General features: G+C 69.2%; 14 protein-coding genes. 5 read left to right on the forward strand and 9 right to left on the reverse strand.

The annotated features are described in order from the left end of the window. Window positions 1-187: 187 nt before the first annotated feature. Window positions 188-1,018, reverse strand: coding sequence for a lytic transglycosylase domain-containing protein (locus C6570_RS10775; RefSeq protein ID WP_106703204.1), 831 nt, complete (start codon window positions 1,016-1,018; stop codon window positions 188-190). An 871-nt stretch (window positions 1,019-1,889) separates the two neighbouring features. Between C6570_RS10775 and C6570_RS10780 the strand changes: the two genes are divergently transcribed. Further along, the gene (locus tag C6570_RS10780) at window positions 1,890-6,722 is read left to right on the forward strand and encodes a DUF748 domain-containing protein (protein WP_164675531.1); all 4,833 of its coding nucleotides are present in this window, start codon (window positions 1,890-1,892) and stop codon (window positions 6,720-6,722) included. Window positions 6,723-7,028: 306 nt separating this feature from the next. Beyond that, window positions 7,029-10,367: a DUF349 domain-containing protein gene (locus C6570_RS10785; RefSeq protein ID WP_106703206.1), complete on the forward strand. Its 3,339-nt coding sequence runs from the start codon at window positions 7,029-7,031 to the stop codon at window positions 10,365-10,367. A 108-nt stretch (window positions 10,368-10,475) separates the two neighbouring features. Here C6570_RS10785 and C6570_RS10790 read toward each other — a convergent pair whose 3' ends face one another. The 4 genes from C6570_RS10790 to C6570_RS10805 form a co-directional block, all read right to left on the reverse strand. After that, on the reverse strand, window positions 10,476-11,156 hold the full coding sequence (locus tag C6570_RS10790) for a Fe2+-dependent dioxygenase (RefSeq protein ID WP_106703207.1): 681 nt from the start codon (window positions 11,154-11,156) through the stop codon (window positions 10,476-10,478). Window positions 11,157-11,254: 98 nt separating this feature from the next. Further along, window positions 11,255-13,549: a catecholate siderophore receptor Fiu gene (locus C6570_RS10795; RefSeq protein WP_106703208.1), complete on the reverse strand. Its 2,295-nt coding sequence runs from the start codon at window positions 13,547-13,549 to the stop codon at window positions 11,255-11,257. A gap of 280 nt (window positions 13,550-13,829) precedes the next feature. Beyond that, a complete protein-coding gene (locus C6570_RS10800; RefSeq protein ID WP_106703209.1) occupies window positions 13,830-14,777 on the reverse strand; it encodes an alpha/beta hydrolase in 948 nt (315 codons plus the stop codon). A gap of 59 nt (window positions 14,778-14,836) precedes the next feature. Continuing rightward, on the reverse strand, window positions 14,837-16,000 hold the full coding sequence (locus C6570_RS10805) for an alpha-hydroxy acid oxidase (protein WP_106703210.1): 1,164 nt from the start codon (window positions 15,998-16,000) through the stop codon (window positions 14,837-14,839). Window positions 16,001-16,096: 96 nt separating this feature from the next. On the opposite strand from C6570_RS10805, the gene C6570_RS10810 reads away from it, so the two are divergent. Next, entirely contained in the window at window positions 16,097-16,903 is an 807-nt protein-coding gene (locus C6570_RS10810; RefSeq protein ID WP_106703211.1) for a haloacid dehalogenase type II, read from the forward strand. Then, window positions 16,891-17,487, forward strand: coding sequence for a DedA family protein (locus tag C6570_RS10815; protein WP_106703212.1), 597 nt, complete (start codon window positions 16,891-16,893; stop codon window positions 17,485-17,487). The genes C6570_RS10810 and C6570_RS10815 overlap by 13 nt, the downstream gene beginning before the upstream one ends. A gap of 149 nt (window positions 17,488-17,636) precedes the next feature. On the opposite strand, the gene gorA is transcribed toward C6570_RS10815, so the two are convergent. Further along, window positions 17,637-19,028, reverse strand: a complete 1,392-nt coding sequence (gene gorA, locus C6570_RS10820; RefSeq protein WP_106703213.1) for a glutathione-disulfide reductase — start codon at window positions 19,026-19,028, stop codon at window positions 17,637-17,639. Between the two features lie 298 nt (window positions 19,029-19,326). Beyond that, a complete protein-coding gene (locus tag C6570_RS18285) occupies window positions 19,327-19,788 on the reverse strand; it encodes a YncE family protein (protein WP_211297586.1) in 462 nt (153 codons plus the stop codon). On the opposite strand from C6570_RS18285, the gene C6570_RS18290 reads away from it, so the two are divergent. After that, entirely contained in the window at window positions 19,739-20,476 is a 738-nt protein-coding gene (locus tag C6570_RS18290; protein WP_211297587.1) for a hypothetical protein, read from the forward strand. The genes C6570_RS18285 and C6570_RS18290 overlap by 50 nt on opposite strands. Before the next feature lie 180 nt (window positions 20,477-20,656). On the opposite strand, the gene C6570_RS10830 is transcribed toward C6570_RS18290, so the two are convergent. Next, window positions 20,657-21,787, reverse strand: coding sequence for a YncE family protein (locus C6570_RS10830; protein WP_123812251.1), 1,131 nt, complete (start codon window positions 21,785-21,787; stop codon window positions 20,657-20,659). Between the two features lie 206 nt (window positions 21,788-21,993). Continuing rightward, window positions 21,994-23,169, reverse strand: coding sequence for a YncE family protein (locus C6570_RS10835; protein WP_106703215.1), 1,176 nt, complete (start codon window positions 23,167-23,169; stop codon window positions 21,994-21,996). Window positions 23,170-23,177 lie beyond the last annotated feature (8 nt).

The following is a 23,177-nucleotide window of genomic DNA, read 5'->3' on the forward strand; positions in this document are numbered from 1 at the left end:
CCAGGGTCCACGTCAGCACCCGCTACAGCAGGGTGCCTATCGCCAGTTGCGCACGCGGGGAGTGTAGCCCACGCGCGGTGCACTGCGCGTGCGCGGGCCGACGCCGGATGCGGTCATCGCGCCAGCGGGCCATATGCGGCCCAATGAGGACGCGCCCTGGAGCCCCGGGTTCACCGGGGTTGGCTCGTCAGGACAGCGCAGCCACTTTGACGGCGGGCGCCGCGTTGGTGGAAGGCGGCGCAGACGGGCCGGCCGGCGGCGTGGCCTCGGCGCGCAGGGTCGGCGCGGGCAGCGCCTTGCCTTTGGCCACTTGATACAGGCGCGCGTGCTCGGCCAACACCTTTTCGGCATAGCCGCCGTCGCCAGGCAGGTTGGCCGCGCCCACGTACCACTTCAACCCGGCCTGAACCGAGCCGGCGCGGGCGATGCATTCCTGCAGCACCTTCACGCCCACGCGCAGGTTGGATTTGGGATCAAAAGCTGCGTACTGGCCGCCGAAGCTCTGGTACTTGTCCGAATGGATCTCGGTCATCACCTGCATCAAGCCTTGGGCGCCCACCGCGCTTTGCGCGAAGGGGTTGAAGCTGGATTCGATCGCCATCACGGCCAGGATCAGCGTGGGGTCCAGCTTGTTGGCCTGGCCCACTTCATAAGCCTCGGCCACCAGGGCGGCCACCGGCTCGGGCGCCACGCGGTACTTCTTGGCGATCCACATCGCCACCGTGGCCTGCTCTTGCGGCAGGGTGCTGGGGTTGGCGGCCGTGGCGCGCTCAATGGCGCCCAGTTCGGGCTGGATGCCCATGGCCGCCACCTTGCGGGCCGTCAGCCAGCTGGTCAGTCGCTCTTCGCCTTGCTGGCGCAGGTCGGGCCGCATGGTCAGCATGGCAACAGCCAGGACCACGGCGACGCCGACGAGGGCCAGGCTGTTGTGGGTGATTTCGAAAAAACCTTCCGCCACGTCGGTGGTGAAGGTTCGCACACCGCGTCCCACTGCGGCGAACTTTGCTTTGGCTGTCATAGCACTCCTAGTCATGACACTCCCGCGCCGTCGCTCTCAAGCCAATCTAGGGCCTGCGAACAAGGGGTACTGCGGGGGCATCCTGCACATCAGTCCATGGCCGTGGGCGGTGTCGCTCGGCGCCCTTTGCAAATACCAGGGGCTGCCTGCGGCACTGACGCATCACACTGGGCTTTCGCCGCACGGCTTGCCGAGGATCGGCAACAAGTCAGGATTTCCTACCAGAATGGTCGGAATCGCGGGATTCTAGAGCGCTCCATATGACAGGTCAACAAGGTAAATTTGAGTTGAAATTCTAAAAACCATATAAAAGACGGCCGAAGAGGGCACGCAGAGCGCCCGCAAGCCCCGCCGCGCGCGCAAGAAGCGCGATTCTTCAAGCCTCGCCCGCAAGTGCTTGCCAACCGATTGAGCAGGCCAATCCGGACGCAGGGCGATATTGATTTTTTTCTCTTGGCGCGTTGCTCGCCCATCGGTACATTGGAAAGCGTCCGAGCCACTCGGGCGTTGGGCTGACAGGAGCCGGTCAGCTGCAGCCGATGCAGCAGAATGGGCCCACCTCCAGCCGTTTCATGAAGGCAATCTTTGCCTTCCCGCAGTTGGAAACAACAAGCTTTCCAGTGTGCGGAAAACCAGGCAGATCACGGCGCTTTTGCCACGCTGCCTAGAAAGCCCGGCGGGCAGGCTTCAGGCCCTAACGCCGGGCTTTCTTCGTTTTCGGCCTCCCGAATTCCGCATTTCTGAATCGGCCTGTCGCGGCGCTGCACACGCCAGTGACATTGCGCACAAAAGCGTCGGGCGGTTTCATTGGGTTGCGAAGTACTGGGCGGCGCGGGCGTGCTGGCGCCGCATGCAGGCGACAATTCGCGCTATGAAATTAGGCGCCAGCGAACCACGCGATTCCACCCACCCGGCCGATGCTGCCGCCCCGTCGAGCCAGGGTTTGCGCCAAAAACTGGCCGCGCGTATGCCCGCCAACCGCTGGGCGCGCCGCGCTGTCTGGACGGCCGCTGGCGTGCTGGGGCTTTGGGCCGTCACCTGGGCGGCCGTGCCGCCGCTGCTGAAGTGGCAGGCGCAAAAGATCGCCAGCGCGCAGCTGGGCCGCGCCGTGACCATCGGGCAGGTGGATTTCAGGCCCTGGTCGCTGGAGCTGACGCTGCGCGACGTCGCCGTGGCGGGCGCCAACGGCGCGGCCCCGCAGCTGCAGGTGCAGCGCGCGTATGTCGATGTGGCGCTTCAGTCGCTGTTCCGGCTGGCGCCGGTGATCGACGCGATCCAGGTGGATGCGCCCATCGTGCGCCTCAAGCACCTGGGCAACGGGCACTACGACGTGGACGACATCCTGGCGAAGTTCGCCGCTCGCCCGCCAGCTGCCGATGCCGGCGAGCCCGCGCGCTTTGCGCTGTACAACATCCAGGTGCAGGGCGGGCAGGTTGATTTCGACGACCAGACCGTGGGCCGCCAGCACCACGTGCGCGATTTGCAGCTGAGCGTGCCTTTCATCAGCAACCTGCCGTCGCAGCGCCAGGTGCAGGTGCAGCCCAAGCTGGCCTTCGTGGCCAACGGCACGCCCTTTGATTCCAGCGCCCATGCGCTGCCTTTTAGCGATTCACGGCAGACCGATGCGGCGTTCCGCTTCACCAAGCTGGATCTGGCGCCCTACCTGGGCTACCTGCCCGCCGGGCTGCCCATCCGCCTGGAAGCCGCCACGCTGGACGCCGACCTGCGCGTGGGCTTTGAGCAAACGCCCAAGCCCAGCCTGCGCGTGCAGGGCGGGCTGGAGGTCAGCGGCCTGAAGGCCAAGGACGGGCAGGGCGCCGACGCGCTGGCTTTTGACGGCCTGAAAGTGCAACTGGCCGACGTGCGCCCGCTGGAAGGCAAGCTGCACCTGAGCAGTGTCGAGCTCACCAACCCCCACGTCGCTGTGCGGCGCGACAAGCAGGGGCGCATCAACCTGCTGGTGGCAGAGTCGGCGCAGGGTGCTTCTAAAAACATAGCTGCTGGCGCTGGTGGGGAGGGCGCTGGAGGCACAAATGGCACCTCGTCGACAGCGGTGGCAGCGGCTGCATCCGCCGCCAGCGCACCGGCCGCGGTCGTGCCACCGGCGTCTGCTTCGGCGGCGCGGGCTTCGGGTGCATCGGGCGCCACCAGTGCGGCCCCGCGCTCATCCGGCAAGAGCGCCACGCCCGTGTGGCAGGTGCAGGTCGATTCGGTCACGGTGCGCGGCGGCTCGGTCGATGTGACGGACGAGACCACGCTGACCGAGCTGGCGCCCGCTGCCACCGTGCGTCTGAATGAAGTGGCACTCAACGCGCAGCGCGTGGCCTGGCCGATGGCGCAGCCGGTGGCCTTCAACGGCTCGGCCGCGTTCGTCGGCACGGAGGGCTTGACCCAGGCGCTGCCTCAGGCCGCTGCGGCGGGCAAGACGGCCGGTGAGAAGGCGACTGTTGCCAAGGCGACGGGTGCGAAGGCGGCCGGCAAGTCTGGCGGCCAGGCCGATTCGGCGGCGGGCACCAAGTCTGGCGCGCAGGCCAGCCCCGCATCTGCCAGCGCTTCAAGCGCATCAAGTGCCGCCGCAACGACGAAAGCGGCCACGGCACCGTCCGGCGCACCCGTGCACGTCTCGGCTTTGGGTGCCGTGCCGTCGCTGGAATTTCAGGGGACGGCCAGCCTGCAGGGCGCTGAAGTGAACGCGCGGGTGGCGGCGCTGCCGCTGGCGCTGGCCGCGCCGTACCTGGCGCCGCACCTGGTGCCGCGCCTGTCCGGCAACCTGGACGCGCACGTTGGCCTGCAATGGGCGCCGCCCAAGGCGCAGGATTTGCCGGCCGAGATCAAGGTGGCGGCGGATCGGCTGGTGCTCAGCCACCTGCTGCTGGCCGACGACGCGGCCGCCGCTGCCAAGAACACCGCCGCCGCACCGGCCCGCGCGGGCCGCGCTGCCCGCCCACGCGCCCCTGGTCAGCTGGCCAGCGTGGGCGAGCTGGCGCTGGACCAGGTGCTGGTGGATTTGCGCAGCCGTGCCGTCACCGTGGGCAAGGTCGCGCTGCAAGCGCCGCAGATCGACGTGGCACGCGACGCCGACCAGCATCTGATGTTCGAGCGCTGGCTGCGCCAGCCATCCGGGCCCGCCACCGCCAGCGCCACGGCGCCCAAGCCAGCGCCCAGCAAGGCCCCGCACAGCGACTTTCCCTGGAAAGTGCAGGTGGCCGAGCTGACGGTGGACGACGGCAACATCGGCTGGCTGGATCAGGCCACCATTTCGCCCGTGCGCGCCGAGCTGAGCCAGTTGCACCTGAGCGCCAAGCAGATCGACCTGAACGCCGCCAAGCCGATGCAGGTGGCGCTGGTCACGCGCGTGGGCGCGGGCCGCACGGAGCCGGGGCGCCTGTCCTGGCGCGGGCAGATTGGCCTGCAGCCCGCCGTCAGCGCCCAGGGCGAGGTGGACGCCGTGCGCCTGCCGCTGCACGCGCTCGACCCGTACTTTGGCGACGCGTTGAACATCGACATCCTGCGTGCCGACACCAGCTTCAAGGGCAACGTCAGCTTCACGCAGACGGCGCAAGGCCCGCGCGCCCGCGTGTCGGGCGATGCGCTGGTCGAAGAGCTGCGCACCTACAGCGTGCCCGGCACCGCCGCCAGCGGCGACACCGAGCCCACGGCCGCAGCGGGCACGCCGCCATCCACCACCCACCGCAACCTGGGCGGCAGCACCACCACGACGGCCACGGCGCCTGCGCGGCCGTCGCCTGCTACGCCAGCCACGACTGCCACGACAGCGGCTAGCGCCGCGTCTACCGCCAAGGCCAAGGCCCGCAACGGCGCCACCACCAACGCAACCAGCGCGGCCAGCAGCGCGAAGACCAACGCAGGCAACGCGAATCACCCCAGCGCGTCGCACGCACCGCTGGCGCCCATGTCGGCCAGCGCCACCGGCCGCGCGGGCGGCCTGGGCGAGGAATTCGCCAGCTGGAAGCAGCTGCGCCTGGGGGGCGTCGATGTGCAGCTGGAGCCCGGCAAGCCCACGCAGGTGGATGTCAAAGACACGCAGCTGACCGACTTCTACGCCCGGCTGATCCTGCACCCCAACGGCCGCCTGAACCTGCAGGACGTGGTGAAGTCTAAAGACGGCGCCGCCGCCAGCGCACCGGCCGGTGCGGCGTCGGCTGCCTCTGCTGCTGCGTCTGCGCCGGCTGCGGCCAGCGGAGCAGGGCAACCCGCCGCGGGTGAAGGCAGTGGAAGCGCTATCACAAAGGTAGCTGCCAGCGCTGGTGCCGCAAGCGCCGCAGCCCCATCGGCGCAGGCAGCAGACCCGAACGCCGCGGTCATCCGCTTTGGCCCCGTCAAGCTGGCCAACGGCAAGGTCTTCTTCTCGGACCGGTTCATCCGCCCCAACTATTCGGCCGACTTGACCGAGCTGAACGGCTCGCTCAGCGCCTTCAGCTCGGTGCCGCCAGGCGGCGCCCCGCAGATGGCCGACCTGGAGCTGACAGGCCGCGCCGAAGGCACCGCCGGGCTGGACATCCGCGGCAAGCTGAACCCGCTGGCCAAGCCGCTGGCCCTGGACATCAAGGCCAAGGTGACCGACCTGGAACTGCCGCCGCTGTCGCCGTATTCCGTCAAGTACGCAGGCCACGGCATCGAGCGCGGCAAGCTCAGCATGGACGTGGCCTACGTCGTGCAGCCCGACGGGCGCCTGACGGCCACCAACAAGCTGGTGCTGAACCAGCTGGAGTTCGGCGAGGCCGTGGCCGGTGCGCCCGCCAGCCTGCCGGTTCAGCTGGCCACCACGCTGCTGGCCGACAGCAAGGGCGTGATCGACCTGGATCTGCCCATCAGCGGCTCGCTGAACGACCCGCAGTTCTCCATCGGCCCCATCATCGTCAAGGCCATCGTCAACATCATCGGCAAGGCGATCACTGCGCCGTTCACGCTGCTGGCGCGCGCGCTGGGCGGCGGCCCGGGCGACGACATGTCGTACGTGGCCTTCGCCCCCGGCAGCAGCGAGCTGAATGCCAAATCGCGCGAGCAGCTCGACAAGATCGCCAAGGCCCTCACCGACCGCCCCGCACTGAAGCTGACGGTGGTGGGCACGTCCAGCCTGGCGGCCGAGCGCGAGGGATACCAGCGCGAACGCCTCAAGGCGCTGGTGGCCGCAGAAAAACGGGCCAATCAAGGCGCAGCGCCCGCTGCGCCAGCGCAAGGCGCTTCGGAATCTGTAGCGGCTAAGCCGTCTTTGCCCGCCAGTGCTGCGACTGCGGCCAGTGCGCCAACGTCGGCGGCATCGGCGGCGTCCGCGCCCGCCAGTCCCAACGCGGTGAGCGATGCCGAATACCCGCAGCTGCTGCGCCGGCTGTACCGCCGCGCCGATCTGCCGGGCAAGCCGCGCAACGCCATCGGCCTGCAAAAAGACATTCCGGTGGCCGAGATGGAAGCGCGGCTCATGGCCCAGATCGACGTGACCGAAGACGCCATGCGCCAGCTGGCCACGCAGCGCGGCGTGGCGGTCAAGGACTACTTGGCCGCGCGCAAGCTGCCCGCCGACCGCCTCTTTTTAGGCGCGGCGCGCAGCGGTGCGCAACCGGCGCGCGGTGCGGCCAGTGCCGCCAGCGCGCCCGAAGCGGCGGCCAGCAGCGCGCCGGGTGCCGACGGCGAAGGCGCGGGGCCGTGGTCGCCACGGGCTGAGCTGAATCTGAGCGCGCGTTAGCCAACGCACCAGCGCTGGGCGGGCTGGCGCAATTGAGCGCACCGGCCAGCCCTGCGTGGTCCGCTTCACCCGGCACAGCGCGCGGCGCCGGTCGGGCGAAGAGACCAGTTTTCGCGGCCTTGATTGCCCCGGGCGTGCTGCCCGCGGCGGGCCATCTGGCGGCTTGGCACCACCCGCTGATGGCGTCGCGGCGCGGCCGGATCGGCCCGCGACACACCTTGCATGCGCAGGGTGGGCATTTCCGGGTGAAAATACCCAGTTCCGGGTGCGCCATGTCTGCGCGCCCATCGCTTTTTTTCGATTGCCATGTTCCCCTTCTCTCGCGAACCCAAAGACCCTCAGCCCGAGGCCGCCGCACCCGCGCCCAAGCAGGCAGAGGCGCACCCTCTCGACGGCCTGACCGGGGGCGTGTTCTCGGCCGCCACCTCGGGCGAGCGCGCCCAGCGCGTGCGCGACTGGCTGGCCAGCGACCCCACGCCTGAGCAGATGCAAGAGGTCTACAAAGAGCTTTCGACCAAGGACAAAGGCGCCGCCAAGGCCCTGCGTGAAAAGCTGGAAGAGCTGCGCCGCGCCAAAGGCCAGGAAGCCGTTGCCGCCGAATGGGAAGCCAAGGGCCAGGCCCTGCTGCAAGCCGCGCGCCTGAACATCGCCGATTCGCTGGCCTGGCAGCGCGACGCCGCCAAGGCCGGCGCGCCCCTGTCGCGCGAGCCGCTGGCTGGCCTGCGCGCGCAGCTGGTCGACCGCATCAAGAAGGTGGAAGACCTGCAGCAGCGCGTGATGGTGCAGCGCGAGGCGGCCGTCATGCTGTCGCAGCGCATCGAGCTGCTGTCCACCAAGCCGCTGGCCGACGCCCAGGCGCAGCAAACCGGCTTGGCCAGCGACGTGGAGCAGTGGCGCAGCCACGCCCGCCTGCTGCTGGCCGACCCGCAGTGGCTCAGCGTGGACGTGCGCTACCCGCCCCAGCTGGACGCGGCCCAAACCCAATTGCTGGCCGTGCGCGATGCCTTCGTCGCCGCGCTCGACCAGGCCGCCGCCGCCGCGCAGGACAAATCCGCGCCGCTGCCTTCCGTGCCCGTGTGGGCCGACGAGCTGCGTGCCGCACGCGGTGAGCCGCCAGCGGCTGCTGCCGTGGCAGAAGAAGCCGGCGCCAAAGCCGCGCCCAAGCCGCGCGTCGATCCTGAGCAACGCAACGCAGCGCAAAAGGCCGTCGAGGCGGGCGTCAAGCTGCTGGAGCAGGCCGTGGCCGCCGGTCACACCAAGAACATGCACAGCGCCACGGCAGCGCTGCGCCAATCGCTGAAAGCGCACGGCCGCCTGATTGACGACGCGCTGGAAGCGCGCGTGCACGCCACGCTGGTCTCGGCCGGCGAGCTGGAAGGCTGGCAGCGCTGGAGCGCCGACAAGGTGCGCGAACAACTCGTCGCCCAGGCCGAGGCGCTGCTGAGCAAGCGCAAGATCCGGGGCGCCGACGGCGCCAGCGTCGCCGCCAACGCCCAGGCCAACGAAGCCACGACCGCCACCGCAGAAGCCGGTGCGATGCAAGCCGCTGCAGTGCAGGACGTGCAGGCACCCGAAGCGCCCGCCGACAAAGTCGCTGATGCAGCCGAAGCTGCGGCGGCCCCCGTGGCGGCCGAGGCTGCTCTGGCCGAGCCGTCGCCCAACGCGCAGGCCAACGAAGCGACCACCGCGACCGAAGAAGCCGGTGCGCTCGAAGCCGCTGCCGCCCAAAGCGCTGCTACAGAAAACGCAGCTGCCGCCGCAGACGCCGCCAGCGCTGCAGCCGAGTCTGGTGCTGAATCGGCCGCAGCCGAAAGCGCCACGAGCGCCAATGCGCAAGCCAACGAAGCAACCACCGCGACCGAGCAGGCCGGCGCCGCCGAAGACGCCGCCGCGGCCGACCGCAGCCAGCGCCCCGCGCGTCCCAGCCCGGCCGACACGCTGGAGCCGGGCTACGAGCTGGTGCCCGCCATGGGCGGCCGCAAGCTGCAAGACACCATCCGCAAGCTGCGCGACGAATGGAAAGCCGCCGACCAGGGCGGCGCGCCCAACCACGCCCTGTGGAAGCGCTTTGACCGCGCCATCAACGCCGCGCACAAGCACGTCGATGAATGGCTGGGCAAGGTGCGCGCCGAAGCGGCCGAGCACAAGGCGCAGCGCCAGGCGCTGATCGACGAAGTCAAGGCCTTTGGTGCAGCCCACGCCGGCGCTGGCGAAGGCGCCGACTGGAAGGCCTTCAACCGCCAGATCCATCAGTTCTCTGACCGCTGGCGCAACGCCGGCCACCTGAGCGAAAAAGCCTTTGCCGAGCTGCAAGGCAAGTGGAAGGAAGCCATCCACGCCGCGGCCGCGCCGCTGGAAACCGCGCAAAAGCACAGCACCGCGCGCCGCCAGGGCCTGATCGCCGAAGCTGAGGCGCTGGGCGCCGCAGCGCAGTTGCGCATCGACGCCGTGCGTGCGCTGCAGCAGCGCTGGCAGGCCGAAGCGCAGGCCGTGCCGCTCGAGCGCAAGCACGAGCAGCGCCTGTGGGACGCGTTCCGCAAGCCGCTCGACGATGCCTTCAACCGCAAGGGGGCCGAGCGCGAGAAGCAGCAGGCCGCCATGAGCGAGCACGACCGCGCCGTGCTGAACGCCGCCAAGGCGCTGGAAGAAGCCAACGCCAGCGGCGACGCCAACCGCATCCGCACGGCCATGGCCGCGTTGGAAGCGGCCACGCGCGCTCAACCCGCGCCCGCCGCTGCCGAAGCGCCGAAGTCTGAAGAAAAAACGGCTCCAGCGCCCGCTGATGGGGCGCCGGCTGCTACTGAAAATGCAGCGCCGGCTGATGTGCCCGCGTCGGCAGAACCGCCGGCGGATGCGTCTGCCGAAGCGTCTGCCACGGGTGGCGAAGCTGCCGATGGCGCCGCAGCGCCCGCACCGGCTGCGCCCTCTGCGCCTGCCAAGCCAGCCAAACCCGTCGTCGCCATGCGCGGCGACGACCGCCCCGGCGCCAAGCGGCCTGAAGCCGCGCCCGCTGGCCGCGGCGGCAAGTTCGGTGATCGCCGCGACGGGCGTCCTGGCCCCGGCGGCCGTGATGCGCGCGGTGGCCCCGGCGCAGGTGGCCGTGGCGGCGACCGCTTTGGCGACCGCCGCGATGGTGGCCGTGACGGTGGCCGTTTTGGCGACCGTGGCCCGCGTGAAGACCGTGGCCCGCGCCTGGGTGACGCCGCTTTCCGCGCCCAGCGCGACGCGGTGGAACACGCCCAGGCCCAGCTGCGCAAGCTGGCCGCACAGGCGCACGGCGAAACCGTCACGCAACTCATCGGCGCCTGGGCTGCCCGCCAGCCCGAGCAACTGCCCAGCGCGCAAGAGCTGGGCAAGGGCGTCAGCGGCAGCACCCGCACCGCTTGGGCGCAAGCCGTGCAGGCCGCGCCGCAAGGCAGCGCCTCCGAAGCGCTGCTGCGCCTGGAGATGGCGGCCGATGTGCCCACGCCGGCCGACCAGCTGGATGCGCGCCGCGCGCTGCAGCTGAAGCTGCTCACCCGCCGCAACGACCCGTCGCCCGCCGAAACCTGGGCCAACGACGCCGGGGCCGTGCTGGGCACCGCACACGACGAGACCACCGCGCGCCGTCTGCAGAACGCGCTGAAGGTGCTGATGCGCCGCTGAGCGCGCAGGCCCGGCGCGTCGGGGCGCGGGCCCCGCGCGCTGGGGCCCAAGCGCCTCAGCCGGCCGCGTGAGCGACCGTTCGGCCGCCTGGCGGCCTGCTGCCGAGGCTCAGATCTGGGCCCACTTGCGCAACAGGTTGTGGTAGTGGCCCGTCAGCGCCAGGGATTCCTCGGTCTCGCCATCGCGCGCACGCAGTTTCTGGATGGTCTGGTCCAGCTCGTACAGCATCGCGCGCTCACCGTCGTCGCGCACCATGCTCTGCGTCCAGAAGAAGGAAGCCACGCGCTCGCCGCGCGTCACCGGCTCGACGCGGTGCAGGCTGGTCGACGGGTACACGATCATGTCGCCGGCCCGCAGCTTGACCTCGTGCACGCCGTAGGTGTCCACCACCACCAGATCGCCGCCGTCGTAGTCGTCGGGCTCGCTGAGAAACAGCGTGCAGGACACGTCCGTGCGCACGCGCTGCGCCGTGCCCACGATGGTGCGTACGGAGCCGTCCACGTGCAGGCCGTACGTCTCGCCAAGGCTGTAGCGGTTGAACATCGGCGGCAATGTGCGCAAGGGCAGTGCGGCAGAAAAGAACCTGGCATTGGCCGCGAGCGCCTGCAGGATCACGTGGCCTTGCGCCAGCGCAACGGGGCAGTTCTCGGGCAACTGGCGGTTGTTCTTGATGCGCTGGCCCTGCTGGCTGGCGGTCACGCGGCCGTCCACCCAGTGGGCGGCGTCGATGGCGGCGCGCATGGCGCGAACCTGCTCAGGGCTGAGAACCTGGGGAATGTGCATCAACATGGCGGGGCTTGATGGTTGTGCGCGCTGCGGATGAAAAAAGCCCGGTGCGGCGACCGGGCTGGTGGGTTGGTGCGATCAGAGCTACCTGACCTTGCGCGTCAGAACTTCAGGTTGGCGGTCAGCGTGACCGAGCGCGGCGCGCCCAGGGTGAAGCGGTTGCCGGCGTTGTTCATGCGGGCCACGTAGAACTTGTTGGCCAGGTTGTACACGTTGAGCTGCAGCGAGAAAGCCCGGTTGACCTGGTAGCCGACCATGGCGTCCACCACGGTGTACGCGGGGATCTTGGGCACGAAGCTGGTGGACGTGATGGCTGCGTTGCTGGTCGAGCGCGCCTGCGTATCCACGTAGCGCACGCCGCCGCCCAATGTCAGGCCCATGGGCAGGCGGTAGGTGGTCCAGAGGGTGGCTGTGACCTTGGGCGAATAGCGGATAGCCGCGTTGGAGGACGTACTGGAGCCTTCGAGCACCTTCGCGTCGGTGTACGCCAGGCCGCCGATCAGCCCCCAGGCGGATGTGATCTGGCCCACAGCGGACAGCTCCACCCCTTGCACGCGCGTCTTGCCGAACTGAACGGCTTCGCCAGTCACAGGGTCGGCGCTGGCAAATTCGTTCTTGTTGTTGGTGCGGAACACGGCGGCGGACAGCAGCAGGCGGCGGTCGAGCACCTCCCACTTGGTGCCGACCTCCACCGTGGTGGCTTTCTGCGGATCCATGTTGGGGCTGTTGACGTTGGCGGCCGTGGCCGACAGCGCGAAATCGCTGCCCGGCGGCTTGGACGAATTGGCCACCGCGGCGTACACGCTGCCGTTGTCCGCCGGTTTGAAGACCACGCCCAGCTTGCCGGTGAACAGGTTGCCGGATCGGTTGAGCCGGGTATCCGGCGCGGGGGTGGCAGACGGGGCTGCCACGCTCAGGTAATCGGTCTTGTAGTGCTCGTAGCGCAGGCCGGCGTTGATGGCCCACTGCTTGTTCAGCTCGATGTTGTCGAAGGCGTACAACGCTGCGGTGTTCAGCCGCGTGGCCGTGCGTGCGCCGCTGGCCGTGACAGGGATGAAGGCGCGATCAGGATCCGGGTCGTACAGGTTGGCGTAGGCCTGGTAGCTGGTGCCGGACAGCACGCCGTTGCTGGCGTTGATGGTCGCCGCGCGGGCGTTGTTGTCCTGCTCTTCGCGTGTCAGCTCCAGCCCCGCGCTGACGGTGTGCTTGACGCTGCCGGTGTGCAGATCTGCCGTCAGGTTGGTGTGGTTGGTCAGCACCTTGTTGGTCTGCAGCTTGCCCTGCGGCAGCACGCGCGTTGACCAGGTCGATGGGTTGCCGATGTTGGGGATCAGCAGGCCGTTGCTGAAGGGTGCGGTCAGCATCAGATCCTGCCGCGCACGGCCCCAGCGCGTGGTGTTGGTAAGTTTGACGTCCGGAGAGAAGTCGTGCTCCAGCCGGGCGGTCAGCATGTCGGCGTTGACCTTGTCGTGGTCGCTGCGCTGGCCGTAGTACCGGTCGGTGTCCACCCGTGGGCCCGTGCCGCCGCGAGCGTCCAGGGCCGCCAGGTAGTAGCCGTTCAGCCCGATTGTGGGCAAGCCGCCGTCCGGCCGATTGTTCTGCTGGACGTGCAGGAAGGACAAGGTGGCGCGCGTTGGCGTGCCCAGGCCAAAACTCACCGATGGCGCGATGCCCCAGCGGTCGTTGGTCACCATGTCGCGGCCCGGCACGCCGCTGTCCTGGCCCATCACGTTCAGGCGCACGGCGCCGTTGGCACCGATACGGCGATTGATGTCGCCGGTAACCCGCTTCTGGCTGGCAGAGCCCAAACTCAGCGTGGCATTGCCAAAGTTGTCCGCCTGCGGCTGCTTGCTGGACAAATTGATGTAGCCGGTGGGCGAGCCTCGGCCGATGTCGGCGCCGGCGGGCCCTTTGACCACGTCGATCTGCTCGATATTGAACACGTCGCGCGTGATCGTGCCGACGTCTCGCACACCGTCCACGAAGATGCTTCCGGAAGTGTCGTACCCGCGCATGTAGACGGCGTCGCCCGTGGCGGTGTTGCCGTTTTCGCCCATCTGGAAGGTGATGCCGGGCGTGTTGCGCAAGGCCTCGGTCAGGCTGCTGACGCCTTGGTCCTGCAGCACTTCCTTGCGGATCACCGTGATGGTTTGCGGTGTGTCCACCAGCGGCGCCGTCATCTTGGGCGATGCTGCCTGCTCGGGTTTGTAGCCGGCGTCTGGTGTGGCCTGTACCTTGACCTCGGGCAGGGTGGCGGCGGGGCTGGTCTGCGCTTGCACGGGCGAGACCAGGGCCGCGAGCGCTGCGGCGGTGAACATGGTGGAAGCCGGTGCGCGGCCTAGGGGGGAAGTTGCCGGGTGTTTGCGGCTGCGGATGAACTGGGACGCTGGCGCCATGCGGATTCTCGATAAGACAACGTTGAACAGTTGGCTGACCGGAAACACCGCACGTCACAAGAACGTCGGCTCTGGCTGGCTGGTTTTAGTAGGCCGGTAACGACCTCCCTCATTGAGTTACGAATGATAATCGTTATCGTTAAGACCGTTCAACCTATTGCTGACGCTGCGCACGCCGATGCATCGCGTATGTCGCGGCTGCCCAACACGGCGCACCCGCTGGCGGTTGGGGCTTCTCGCCGGCAAGGCCGCTCTGCGCGCCGGCCGGGGGGCGAGTCGCTCAGGGTTTCAGATGCCGCCGCAGCTCAGCGCCGCACAGGGCGAGGGCGGTGTTGGCTTCATCGAGCAGGCCGCCCATGGTGATGAAGCCGTGAATCTGCTGGTCGAAGCAGACTTCGTTGGCCTGCACGCCATCGGCATTCAGCGCGCGGGCGTAGTCGCGGCCTTCGTCGCGCAGCGGGTCGAAGCCGGCCGTGATGACCAGCGCCGGCGGCAGCCCGGCGTGGGTGGCCGCCAGCAGGGGCGAGGCGCGCCAGTCGGTCAGCGCGGCCACGTTGCCTTCGCCCAGGTAATGGTCGCAGTAGTAGCGCATGGCCTCCTTGGTCAGGATGTAGCCTTGCCCGTTGCTTTCATACGAGGGGTGGGCGCGCCGCATGTCCACGGCGGGGTAGATCAGCAATTGGTAGGCGATGGGCAGCTGCCCGCGCCCGTCGGCCTGGTCGCGCGCGGCCAGCGCCACGGCGGCGGCCAGGTTGCCGCCCGCGCTGTCGCCACCCACGGCCAGGCGGGACGCATCCACGCGCAGCGCTGCGGCGTGCTCGGCCACCCAGCGGGTGGCGGACAGCGCGTCCTCGAACGCGGCTGGAAAGCGGTGCTCGGGCGCCAGGCGGTAGTCCACCGCCACCACGGCGCAGCCTGATCCGTTGGCCAGCTCGCGGCAGACGACGTCGTGCGTGTCCAGGTCGCCAATCGTCCAGCCGCCCCCGTGGAAATACACCAGCACCGGCAGCACGGCTTGCGCCGCACTGCCCAGCGGCCGGTAGGCCCGCAAGGGCACCTCACTGGCCTGCAGATCGCGCACCTCGGCCACATCCGGCGGTGCCGGCTGGGCGTATCCGCGCCGGTCGCGGTAGGCCGCCCGCGCCTCGGCAGGCGCCATGGCCTCCGCAGGCAGCACGCCGCGCGCCACCATCAAGTCGATCAAGTCAAGGGCCTGGGGATGCAGCATGGCGTGGGGGCGTTGTGTGGTGGGTGGCGTTGGGGACATGGTGGCGCCAGCCGGTCTTTTCAGGCCGTGGGGTAGGTACCGGGGCGGAAGATGTCCTTGTCCACCTGGCCGATCTGCGTGTGGCCGCAGAAGGCCATGGTGGTGTCCAGCTCTTTGTGGATGATTTCGAGCGCGCGCGTCACGCCCGCTTCGCCCGCGGCGCCCAGGCCGTACAGGAAGGCGCGGCCGATGTAGGTGCCGCGCGCGCCCAGCGCCCAGGCCTTGAGCACGTCCTGGCCGCTGCGGATGCCGCTGTCCATGTGCACTTCGATCTGCTTGCCCACGGCGTCCACGATCGCGGGGAGGGCGTGGATGGCCGAGGGCGCGCCGTCCAGCTGGCGGCCGCCGTGGTTGCTGACGATCAGCGCGTCGGCGCCGCTTTCCACGGCCAGGCGCGCGTCTTCGGCTTCCATGATGCCCTTGATGATGATCTTGCCGCCCCAGCGCTTCTTGATCCATTCCACGTCGCCCCAGTTCAGGCGCGGGTCAAACTGGCCAGCCGTCCAGGCGCCCAGGTTGCTCATGTCCGTCACGCCCTTGACGTGGCCATGGATGTTGCCGAACTTGCGCCGCGACGTGCCCAGCATGCCCATGCACCAGGCGGGTTTGGTGGCGAGGTTGATCAGGTTGGCCAGCGTGGGCTTGGGCGGGGTGGACAAGCCGTTCTTGATGTCCTTGTGCCGTTGGCCGAGGATCTGCAGGTCCAGCGTGATCACCAGCGCGCCGCAGCCGGCGGCCTTGGCGCGGTCGATCAGGCGCTCGATGAAGTCGCGGTCGCGCATGACGTAGAGCTGAAACCAGAAGCCGGGGCCAGCGTGCTGGGCCACGTCTTCGATGGAGCAAATGCTCATCGTCGACAGCGTGAAGGGAATGCCGAATTTTTTGGCCGCGCGCGCCGCCAGAATCTCGCCGTCGGCATGCTGCATGCCTGTCAGGCCCGTGGGCGCCAGCGCCACCGGCATGCTGACGGGCTGGCCGATCATGGTGGTGGCCGTGGATCGGCCTTCCATGTTCACCGCCACGCGCTGGCGCAGCAGGATCGGCTGGAAATCCGCCTCGTTGGCGCGGTAAGTGCCTTCGGTAAACGATCCGGAATCGGCGTAGTCGTAGAACATGCGCGGCACGCGGCGCTTGGCCACCACGCGCAGGTCCTCAATACAGGTCATTTTTGTCAGGTCCGTCATGCACAAAGCCTCCTAGAGGGCGCCATCCTAGCGCCTGCCGGGCGCCCGGCGGCCGGCGGCGCATACTTTCGTGCTGCCAAAACGCACCGCAAGCCCATGTCCGATCCCTCAGAATCCCTTCCACCCGCCGCGGCGCCGCCGCAACCCATCGCCGAGCATCTGGCCGACAGCGTGCAGGTGCTGGCCTTCGACATCTTCGGCACCGTGGTCGATTGGCACGGCAGCATCGTGCGGGAGATGCGCGCGCTGTACCCCGACGTGGATGGCGCCGCCTTCGCGCGTGCCTGGCGCGCCGGCTATGCGCCCGCCATGGCGCGCGTCATGCGCGGCGAGCAGCCCTGGACGCTGATCGACGCCCTGCACCGCCAGATCCTGGACGAGGTGCTGCCCGCCTTCGGCCTGGCCCACCTGGACGAGCCCGCCCGCGCGCACCTGAACCGTGCGTGGCACCGGCTGGCGCCCTGGCCCGACAGCGTGGCGGGGCTGCAGCAGCTCAAGCGCCGCTTCATCATCGTCACCCTGTCCAACGGCAACGTGAACCTGCTCACCCGCATGGCCAAGCGCGCCGGCCTGCCGTGGGACGCGGTGCTCAGCGCCGAAGTCTTTCGCGCCTACAAGCCCGACCCGGCCGCCTACCTGGGCGTGGCCCGCACCTTCGACGTGCCGCCCGAGGCGGTGATGCTGGTGGCCGCCCACCACGACGACCTGGCCGGCGCGCGCGCCTGCGGGCTGCGCACCGCCTACGTCGAGCGCCCGCACGAATTCGGCGCCGACCAGCCCAAGGACGTGTCGCCCCAGCCGGGCAACGACCTGCACGCCGCCAGCCTGACCGCGCTGGCGCAGCGACTGGGCGCCCCCGATGCCGCCCCCAATGCCGAGAATCGCGCCGCATGGAACACCTGAACCATCTGATCAGCCACTACGGCTACTGGGCCGTGGCCGTGGGCTGCCTGCTGGAAGGCGAAACCCTGCTCATCCTGGCGGGCATCGCCGCGCGCCGCGGGCTGCTGGCGCTGCCCTGGGTGATGGCCGTGGGCGCGTGCGCCGGGGCGCTGAGCGACGTCACTTTTTTCGCCATCGGGCGCTGGCGCGGGCGCGCGGTGCTGGCGCGCTGGCCCAAGCTGGAAAGCTACCGCAATCGGCTGGACGCGGGCCTGTCGCGCTGGGGGCCGGGGATGATCGTGGGCGTGCGCTTCATGTACGGCATGCGCATTGCCGGGCCGATCCTGCTGGGCACCACGCAGCTGCCGTGGCACCGTTTCATCGGCTACAACGCGCTGGGCGCCGTGTTATGGGCGGGGCTGGTGGCGGGCGCGGGCTGGCTGTTTGGCCATGCGGCCGAGCGCATGCTGCAAGGCGTGGAACATGCCGAACATTGGGCGGGTCTGGTCGTGGTGGTGGCTGCGGTCGCGTTCGGGCTGTGGCGTTGGTGGCGTCGTCGCCAGACGCCCAAGACCGGGGCGGGCGCGGCCCACGCAAGCCGATGAGGGCCTGGGGCAAGATTTCTTAGGAAAATAGGGCGCCAGCGCTTGTCCCACCAGCGCTGGCAGCTATCAATTCAAGAGTAGCCTGAAAGGCGGGATGCGGCCCGCGTGGCCCCGCCCAGGCCCGGTGGTGGTCTGGCGCCTCGGGGCGCTCAGGTGCGCGACACCTCACGCAGCGTGACGAATTCTTCCGCCGTGGTGGGGTGAATGCCGATGGTGCGGTCGAACTGCGCCTTGGTTGCGCCGCACTGCAGCGCCACGGCAAAACCCTGCACGATCTCGCCGGCGTCGGCGCCGACCATGTGCAGGCCCACCACGCGGTCGGTGGCGGAGTCCACCACCAGCTTGACCAGCGTGCGCTCGGCGCTGCCGCTCAGCGTGTGGCGCAGCGGCCGGAAGTCGCTGCGGAACACGCGAACGGCGCCGTGCCTTTCACGCGCGGCCTCTTCGCTCAGGCCCACGGTGCCGATGGGCGGGTGGGTGAACACGGCCGTGGGCACCAGCTCGTAGTCGATCGGGCCATGCGCGGGCTTGCCCAGCGCGGGGCCGAACAGGTGATCGACCAGCGCCATCGCCTCGGCCAGCGCCACCGGCGTCAGGTCCTTGCGGCCCACGGCGTCGCCCAGCGCGTAGATGCCGGGCACGCTGGTGGCAAAGTGCTCGTCCACCTCGATGTGGCCGTTCTTCGTTTGCCGCACGCCCACACCTTGCAGGTTCAGCCCTTCGACGTTCGGGTGGCGGCCGGTGGCGTACAGGACCACGTCGGCGTCCAGCGTGCTGCCGTCGCTGAGCAGCAGGCGCCGCGCGCCGCCCGGCAGCGCTTCAATGCTTTGCACGTCGGTGCCGGTGCGGATGTCGACGCCGGCCTTGCGCATCTCGGCGGCGGTGAAGCCGCGCACCTCTTCGTCAAAGCCGCGCAGCACCTGCTCGCCGCGGTAGATCAGCGTCACGGTGGCGCCCAGCCCATGGAAGATGCTGGCCATCTCACAGCCGATATAGCCGCCGCCCACCACCACCAGGCGCTGGGGGAAGGTGGGCAGGTCGAACATCTCGTCCGACACCACCACCAGATCGCTGCCCGGAAACTGCGGCACGAAGGGGCGCCCGCCGGTGGCGATCAGGATGTGGCGGGCCGTCACCGTGCGCTCGGGCCCGGCCTCGGCCTGCACGCGCACCGTGTGCGCATCGACCAGGCTGGCGTGGCCCTGCAGCCGGTCGGCGCCCGCGCCGGCGATGATGCCTTCGTAAATGCCGTTCAGGCGCGTGATCTCGGTGGCGCGGTTCGCTTTCAGCGTCGCCCAGTCCAGCGTGGGCTGGCCAGGCAACTGCCAGCCAAAGCCGCGCGATTCGGCAAACGATTCGGCGTAGTGCGCAGCAAAGCTGTACAGCTTCTTGGGGATGCAGCCCACGTTCACGCAGGTGCCGCCCATGCGACCGCTTTCGGCCAGGCCCACGCGCGCGCCGCGCTGCGACGCAAACCGCGCCGCCCGCACGCCGCCGGAGCCGCCGCCGATGATGAAAAGGTCGTAGTCAAAGTCGGGCATCGTGGGTTCTGTGTGGGTGCAGGTGGTATGACCGCCGAGTTTAGGCTCGCCCCGCACCCGGCAGCTGCGGCCCGGCGGCAAGCCCGCACCCGCGCGCGGTGAAAGCGCGGCAACACGGCCAGTGCGCACACAGCCCCAGCGCTGATTGCTGCAAAAAACAGAGCGGCCAGCGCTGGTTCCACAAGCGCTGGCCGCTGATTGGGCCAGTAAAGAAGCGCAGCGACGCCAGAGCGCACCCCGGCGCCCGCATGCCCACGCAGGCCGCCCGCGTCAGTCGCGATGCATCAGTCGCGATGCATCAGAACTGCACGCGCGCCACGCTCTCCGGGCTGCCTTTCGGGTCTTTCTCGCCGTTCTTGATGCTGACGTACAGCACGTTGCGCTGCGCGTCCACAGCCAGGCTGTTGGGGTGGGTGGGCAAATCCAGGGTTTGCAGCAGGGCGTAGCTGCGCGCGTCGTACACGCTCAGCTTGCCGGCGGCGCGGTTGGTCACGTACAGGCGCTGGCGCGGCGCGTCCAGCAGGATGCCCATGGGGCCGGCGTCGGTGGCGATGCTGCGCAGCGGTTGGCCGGTGTTGGCGTCCAGCACCAGCACGCGGTTGCCGGGGTTCTTCGACGCAAAGCCGGGAATGCTCTTGGCCTGGTACGCGCGGATGTTTTCCAGCCCCTGGTCGGTGACGAACAGGCGCTGCGTGCCGGGGTCGTAGGCGATGTTCAGCGGCTGCTCGGCGTCGGTCCTCGCCCAGCAAATTGGTGACAAACAGGCGCTGGCCGGCCGCGTCGAAGGCAAAGCCCGGCGCCTTGGCGTTGCCCAGGCCGGGCAGCACATTGTCGACTTTCAGGGTTTCGATGTTGACCACGTACAGCACGCTGCCGTTCTCACCGCCGTGGCCGGCCAGGAACAGGCGCTGGTTGGCCGGGTCGACCGCCAGCTCGCGCAGGTCGCGCGGGTAGCGCTCGATGTCCTTGCCGTCCTTGTCCTTGGCTTTGACCTTGCCTTCCAGCTGCACGATGCCCAGCACGCGGTTGGCCAGCGTGTCGACCACGGTGACAGACAAATCCACTGTGTTGCCGAGGTACAGGCGGCCGCTGGCATCGTCGTACGTCACGCCGAAGGCCTTGCGCTCCAGCGGTATCTCGCCCTCGACGGCCAGGGTCTGCGGGTTCAGGCGCAGCACCTTGGCCGGGCTGGCGTCGGGGCCAAAGCCGCCGGACGAGGCCACGAACAGCGCGTTCTGGCGCGGGCTGTAGGCCAGCTCATACAAGCCCTTGGCCAGCGCCTGGCGCTGCACCTGGGCGGCGGTCTTGGCCGTCACCGCTGGTGCGGCTGCGGCCGCGCCCGTGGTGGCGGTGGGCTGCTGCGCGCAGCCGGCCATTGCGGCGGCCAGAGCCAGCGGCAGCAGGGCAGAAGTCGTTTTGAGGTGGTTCATGTCGATCCTGATGAATAAGGGGTGGATGAAGAGGTGCGACTTGGGCGCGGGCAACGCAGCCCGCAGGGGGAAGCTGGTAGGCGCTGAGGTGGCGCCCGCCGACCGTCAATCTGCTATGACAAAGGTAGCTGCCAGCGCACTGTGAAACTGCGCTGGCGCCCGATTCTTTGCTGAACCGAGCAGCCCGGCGGTCACAACTCAGAAGGGGATGCGCGCCACGCTTTCGGGCGCGCCTTTCGGGTCCTTCTCGCCGTTTTTCACGCTGACGTAGAGCACGTTGCGCTGCGCATCCAGCGCCAGGCTGTTGGGGTGCGTGGGCAGCGCGATGGTGCGCAGCAGCGTCTGGCTGCGGCTGTCAAACACCTGCACGTTGCCCGCGCCGCGGTTGGTCACGTAGATGCGCTGGTGCTGCGGGTCCAGGCGCAGGGCGACGGGGCCTTCGGCGGTGGCCACGCTGCGCACCGCCGCGCCGGTGTCGGCGTTGAGCACCAGCAGCCGGTTGCCAGGGCGCGGCTGGTAGCCGGGCTGCAGCTTCTTGCGGCCCTCGGTCAGCTTGGCCAGGCCCTGGTCGACCACCAGCAGCTGGTTGCTGGCGCTGTCGTATTCCAGGTTCAGCGGCTGGTCGCCGCCGCTGTCGTAGCGCTTGACGATCTGCAGGCTGCGCGTGTCCACGGTGAGGATTTCGCCCAGCAGGTTGGACACGAACAGGCGCGAGCGGGCGGCGTCCAGCGCGGCGCCGGTGGCCAGCGGGCCAAAGCCGGGCACCACCTTGTCCACCGCGGAGGTGCGCGTGTTCAGCACGTACAGCGCGCTGTCTTCCATGCTCAGGCCGGGCAGGTAGATGCGCTGGTTGGGGGCGTCCAGCACCAGCTGCCGAAAGCCATGCGGATAGACCTCTTTGCCCTCTTTGTTCTTCACCTTGGTGGCCAGCTGCACGGTGCGCACCACCTGGTTGGTGGTGGTGTCGATGACCAGCACGGCCGCGTCGATGGTGCTGCCCACGTACAGGCGGTTGGCGCTGTCGTCCAGCACGGCGCCAAAGCCTTTGGCGGGCAGCGCGATCTCGGCCTGCACGGCCAGGGTGGCCGGGTCCAGGCGCAGCACCTTGGATGGATCGGCACCGTCGCCAAACCCACCGGACGACACGGCAAACACCGCGTTCTGGCGCGCGCTGTAGGTCAGCTCGTAAAGGCCTTGGGCCAGCGACTTGCGCTGCACCTCGCCGGACTGGGCCTTGGCGGCGGCGGTGGCATTGTTGGCAGCGTTGCCTGGTGCGGCGGACGGCTGCGCGCAGCCTGCCAGCGCGGCGGCCAGAGCGAGGGTCAACAAGGTGGGGGAGAAGTGAGGCTTCAAGTGGATTCCTTGGTTGGGCTGCGCGGCCCGAGGTGCCGCCAAGCGCCATGAAGTGCCGCGCAGTGTGAAGAGGGCCTGCCGCGAAGGCAAACGCCATCAGGTATCAAAACGATAGCTGCCAGCGCTGGTGTGAACAGCGCCGGCGGCCTAAATGGTTCAAAACCAGGGCGCGTGCGCGCTGGTCAGAACTGGATGCGGGCCACGCTTTCGTTGCTGCCCTTCGGATCGCTCTGGCCGTTCTTCACCGTCACGTAGAGCGCGTTGCGGCGCGCATCCAGCGCCAGGCTGTTGGGGTAGGTGGGCAGCGCGATGGTTTGCAGCAAGGCGTCGGTGCGGGTGTCAAACACGGACACGGTGCCCGCGTTGCGGCTGGTGACGTACAGGCGCTGGCGCGGCTCATCGACCAGCATGGCCAGCGGCCCGGCGCCGGTGGGCAGGCTGGCCACCAGCTTGCTGTCGGCCGCGTTCAGCACCAGCACCTGGTTGCCCTTGCCACGCTGCTGGTAGCTGGCCAGCGCGGGCTGCTTGGCGCGCATGCTGTCCAGGTTGGGCAGGCCCTGGTCGGTGGCCAGCAGGCGCTGCGCCGACGGGGCCACCGCCAGGTTGATCAGCTGGTCGCCAGGCGCTTCGGCCTTGGTGGCCGCCAGCGTGCGTGTGTCCACGGTGAAGACCTGGCCTTGCAGGTTGGACACGTACAGCTTGCCGCCCTGGGCGTCCAGCGCGACGCCGGTGGCCATGAAGCCAAAGCCGGGCACGATTTTTTCCAGCTTCAGGGCGCGCGTGTCCACCACGAACAGCGCGCTGTCCTGGGCCCTCAGGCCGGGCATGTACAGGCGGTGGTTGGCCGGGTCGACCGCGATCTCGCGGAAGTTGTAGGGGAAGCGCTCCACCTCCTTGCCGTCCGGGCCCTTGACCTTGGCTTTTTCGGTCAGCTGCACGACGCCGACGACACGGTTGGTGGCCGTGTCGATCGCGGTGACGGACCCATCGTTGGTGTTGCCCACGTACAGGCGATTGCCCGCGTCGTCCAGCGCGATGCCGAAGCCTTTGCGCTCCAGCGGGATCTCGGCCTGCACGGCCAGGGTCTCGGGGTGCAAGCGCAGGATCTTCGACGGTGCCGCGCCTTCGCCGCGACCGCCTGCCGAGGCCACGAACACGGCGTCTTGGCGAGCGCTGTAGGCGATTTCATACAGCCCCTGCGCCAGCGCCTGGCGGCGGATTTCGCCCGCCTGCTTGGCCGCAGGTTGAGATGCCGCCGCGGCGCCGGTGGCGGCCGGTGCGGTGGCTTGCTGCGCGCAGCCGGCGAGGGCGGCCGCCAGTGCCAGAGCGAGGACAGAGGGAGATTGGAGCAATTTCATGTCACTAC

The sequence above is a fragment of the Ottowia oryzae genome, assembly GCF_003008535.1.
In the GTDB taxonomy this organism is placed as follows: Bacteria; Pseudomonadota; Gammaproteobacteria; order Burkholderiales; family Burkholderiaceae_C; genus Ottowia; species Ottowia oryzae.

Coding starts and splice junctions, on each gene's coding strand:
- C6570_RS10775 (WP_106703204.1), bottom strand. CDS start 1,018: ATGACAGCCAAAGCAAAGTTCGCCGCAGTGGGACGCGGTGTGCGAACC.
- C6570_RS10800 (WP_106703209.1), bottom strand. CDS start 14,777: ATGCTGCATCCCCAGGCCCTTGACTTGATCGACTTGATGGTGGCGCGC.
- C6570_RS10815 (WP_106703212.1), top strand. CDS start 16,891: ATGGAACACCTGAACCATCTGATCAGCCACTACGGCTACTGGGCCGTG.
- C6570_RS10795 (WP_106703208.1), bottom strand. CDS start 13,549: ATGGCGCCAGCGTCCCAGTTCATCCGCAGCCGCAAACACCCGGCAACT.
- C6570_RS10805 (WP_106703210.1), bottom strand. CDS start 16,000: ATGACGGACCTGACAAAAATGACCTGTATTGAGGACCTGCGCGTGGTG.
- C6570_RS10785 (WP_106703206.1), top strand. CDS start 7,029: ATGTTCCCCTTCTCTCGCGAACCCAAAGACCCTCAGCCCGAGGCCGCC.
- gorA (WP_106703213.1), bottom strand. CDS start 19,028: ATGCCCGACTTTGACTACGACCTTTTCATCATCGGCGGCGGCTCCGGC.
- C6570_RS10790 (WP_106703207.1), bottom strand. CDS start 11,156: ATGTTGATGCACATTCCCCAGGTTCTCAGCCCTGAGCAGGTTCGCGCC.
- C6570_RS10780 (WP_164675531.1), top strand. CDS start 1,890: ATGAAATTAGGCGCCAGCGAACCACGCGATTCCACCCACCCGGCCGAT.
- C6570_RS10835 (WP_106703215.1), bottom strand. CDS start 23,169: ATGAAATTGCTCCAATCTCCCTCTGTCCTCGCTCTGGCACTGGCGGCC.
- C6570_RS10810 (WP_106703211.1), top strand. CDS start 16,097: ATGTCCGATCCCTCAGAATCCCTTCCACCCGCCGCGGCGCCGCCGCAA.
- C6570_RS18290 (WP_211297587.1), top strand. CDS start 19,739: ATGTTCAGCGGCTGCTCGGCGTCGGTCCTCGCCCAGCAAATTGGTGAC.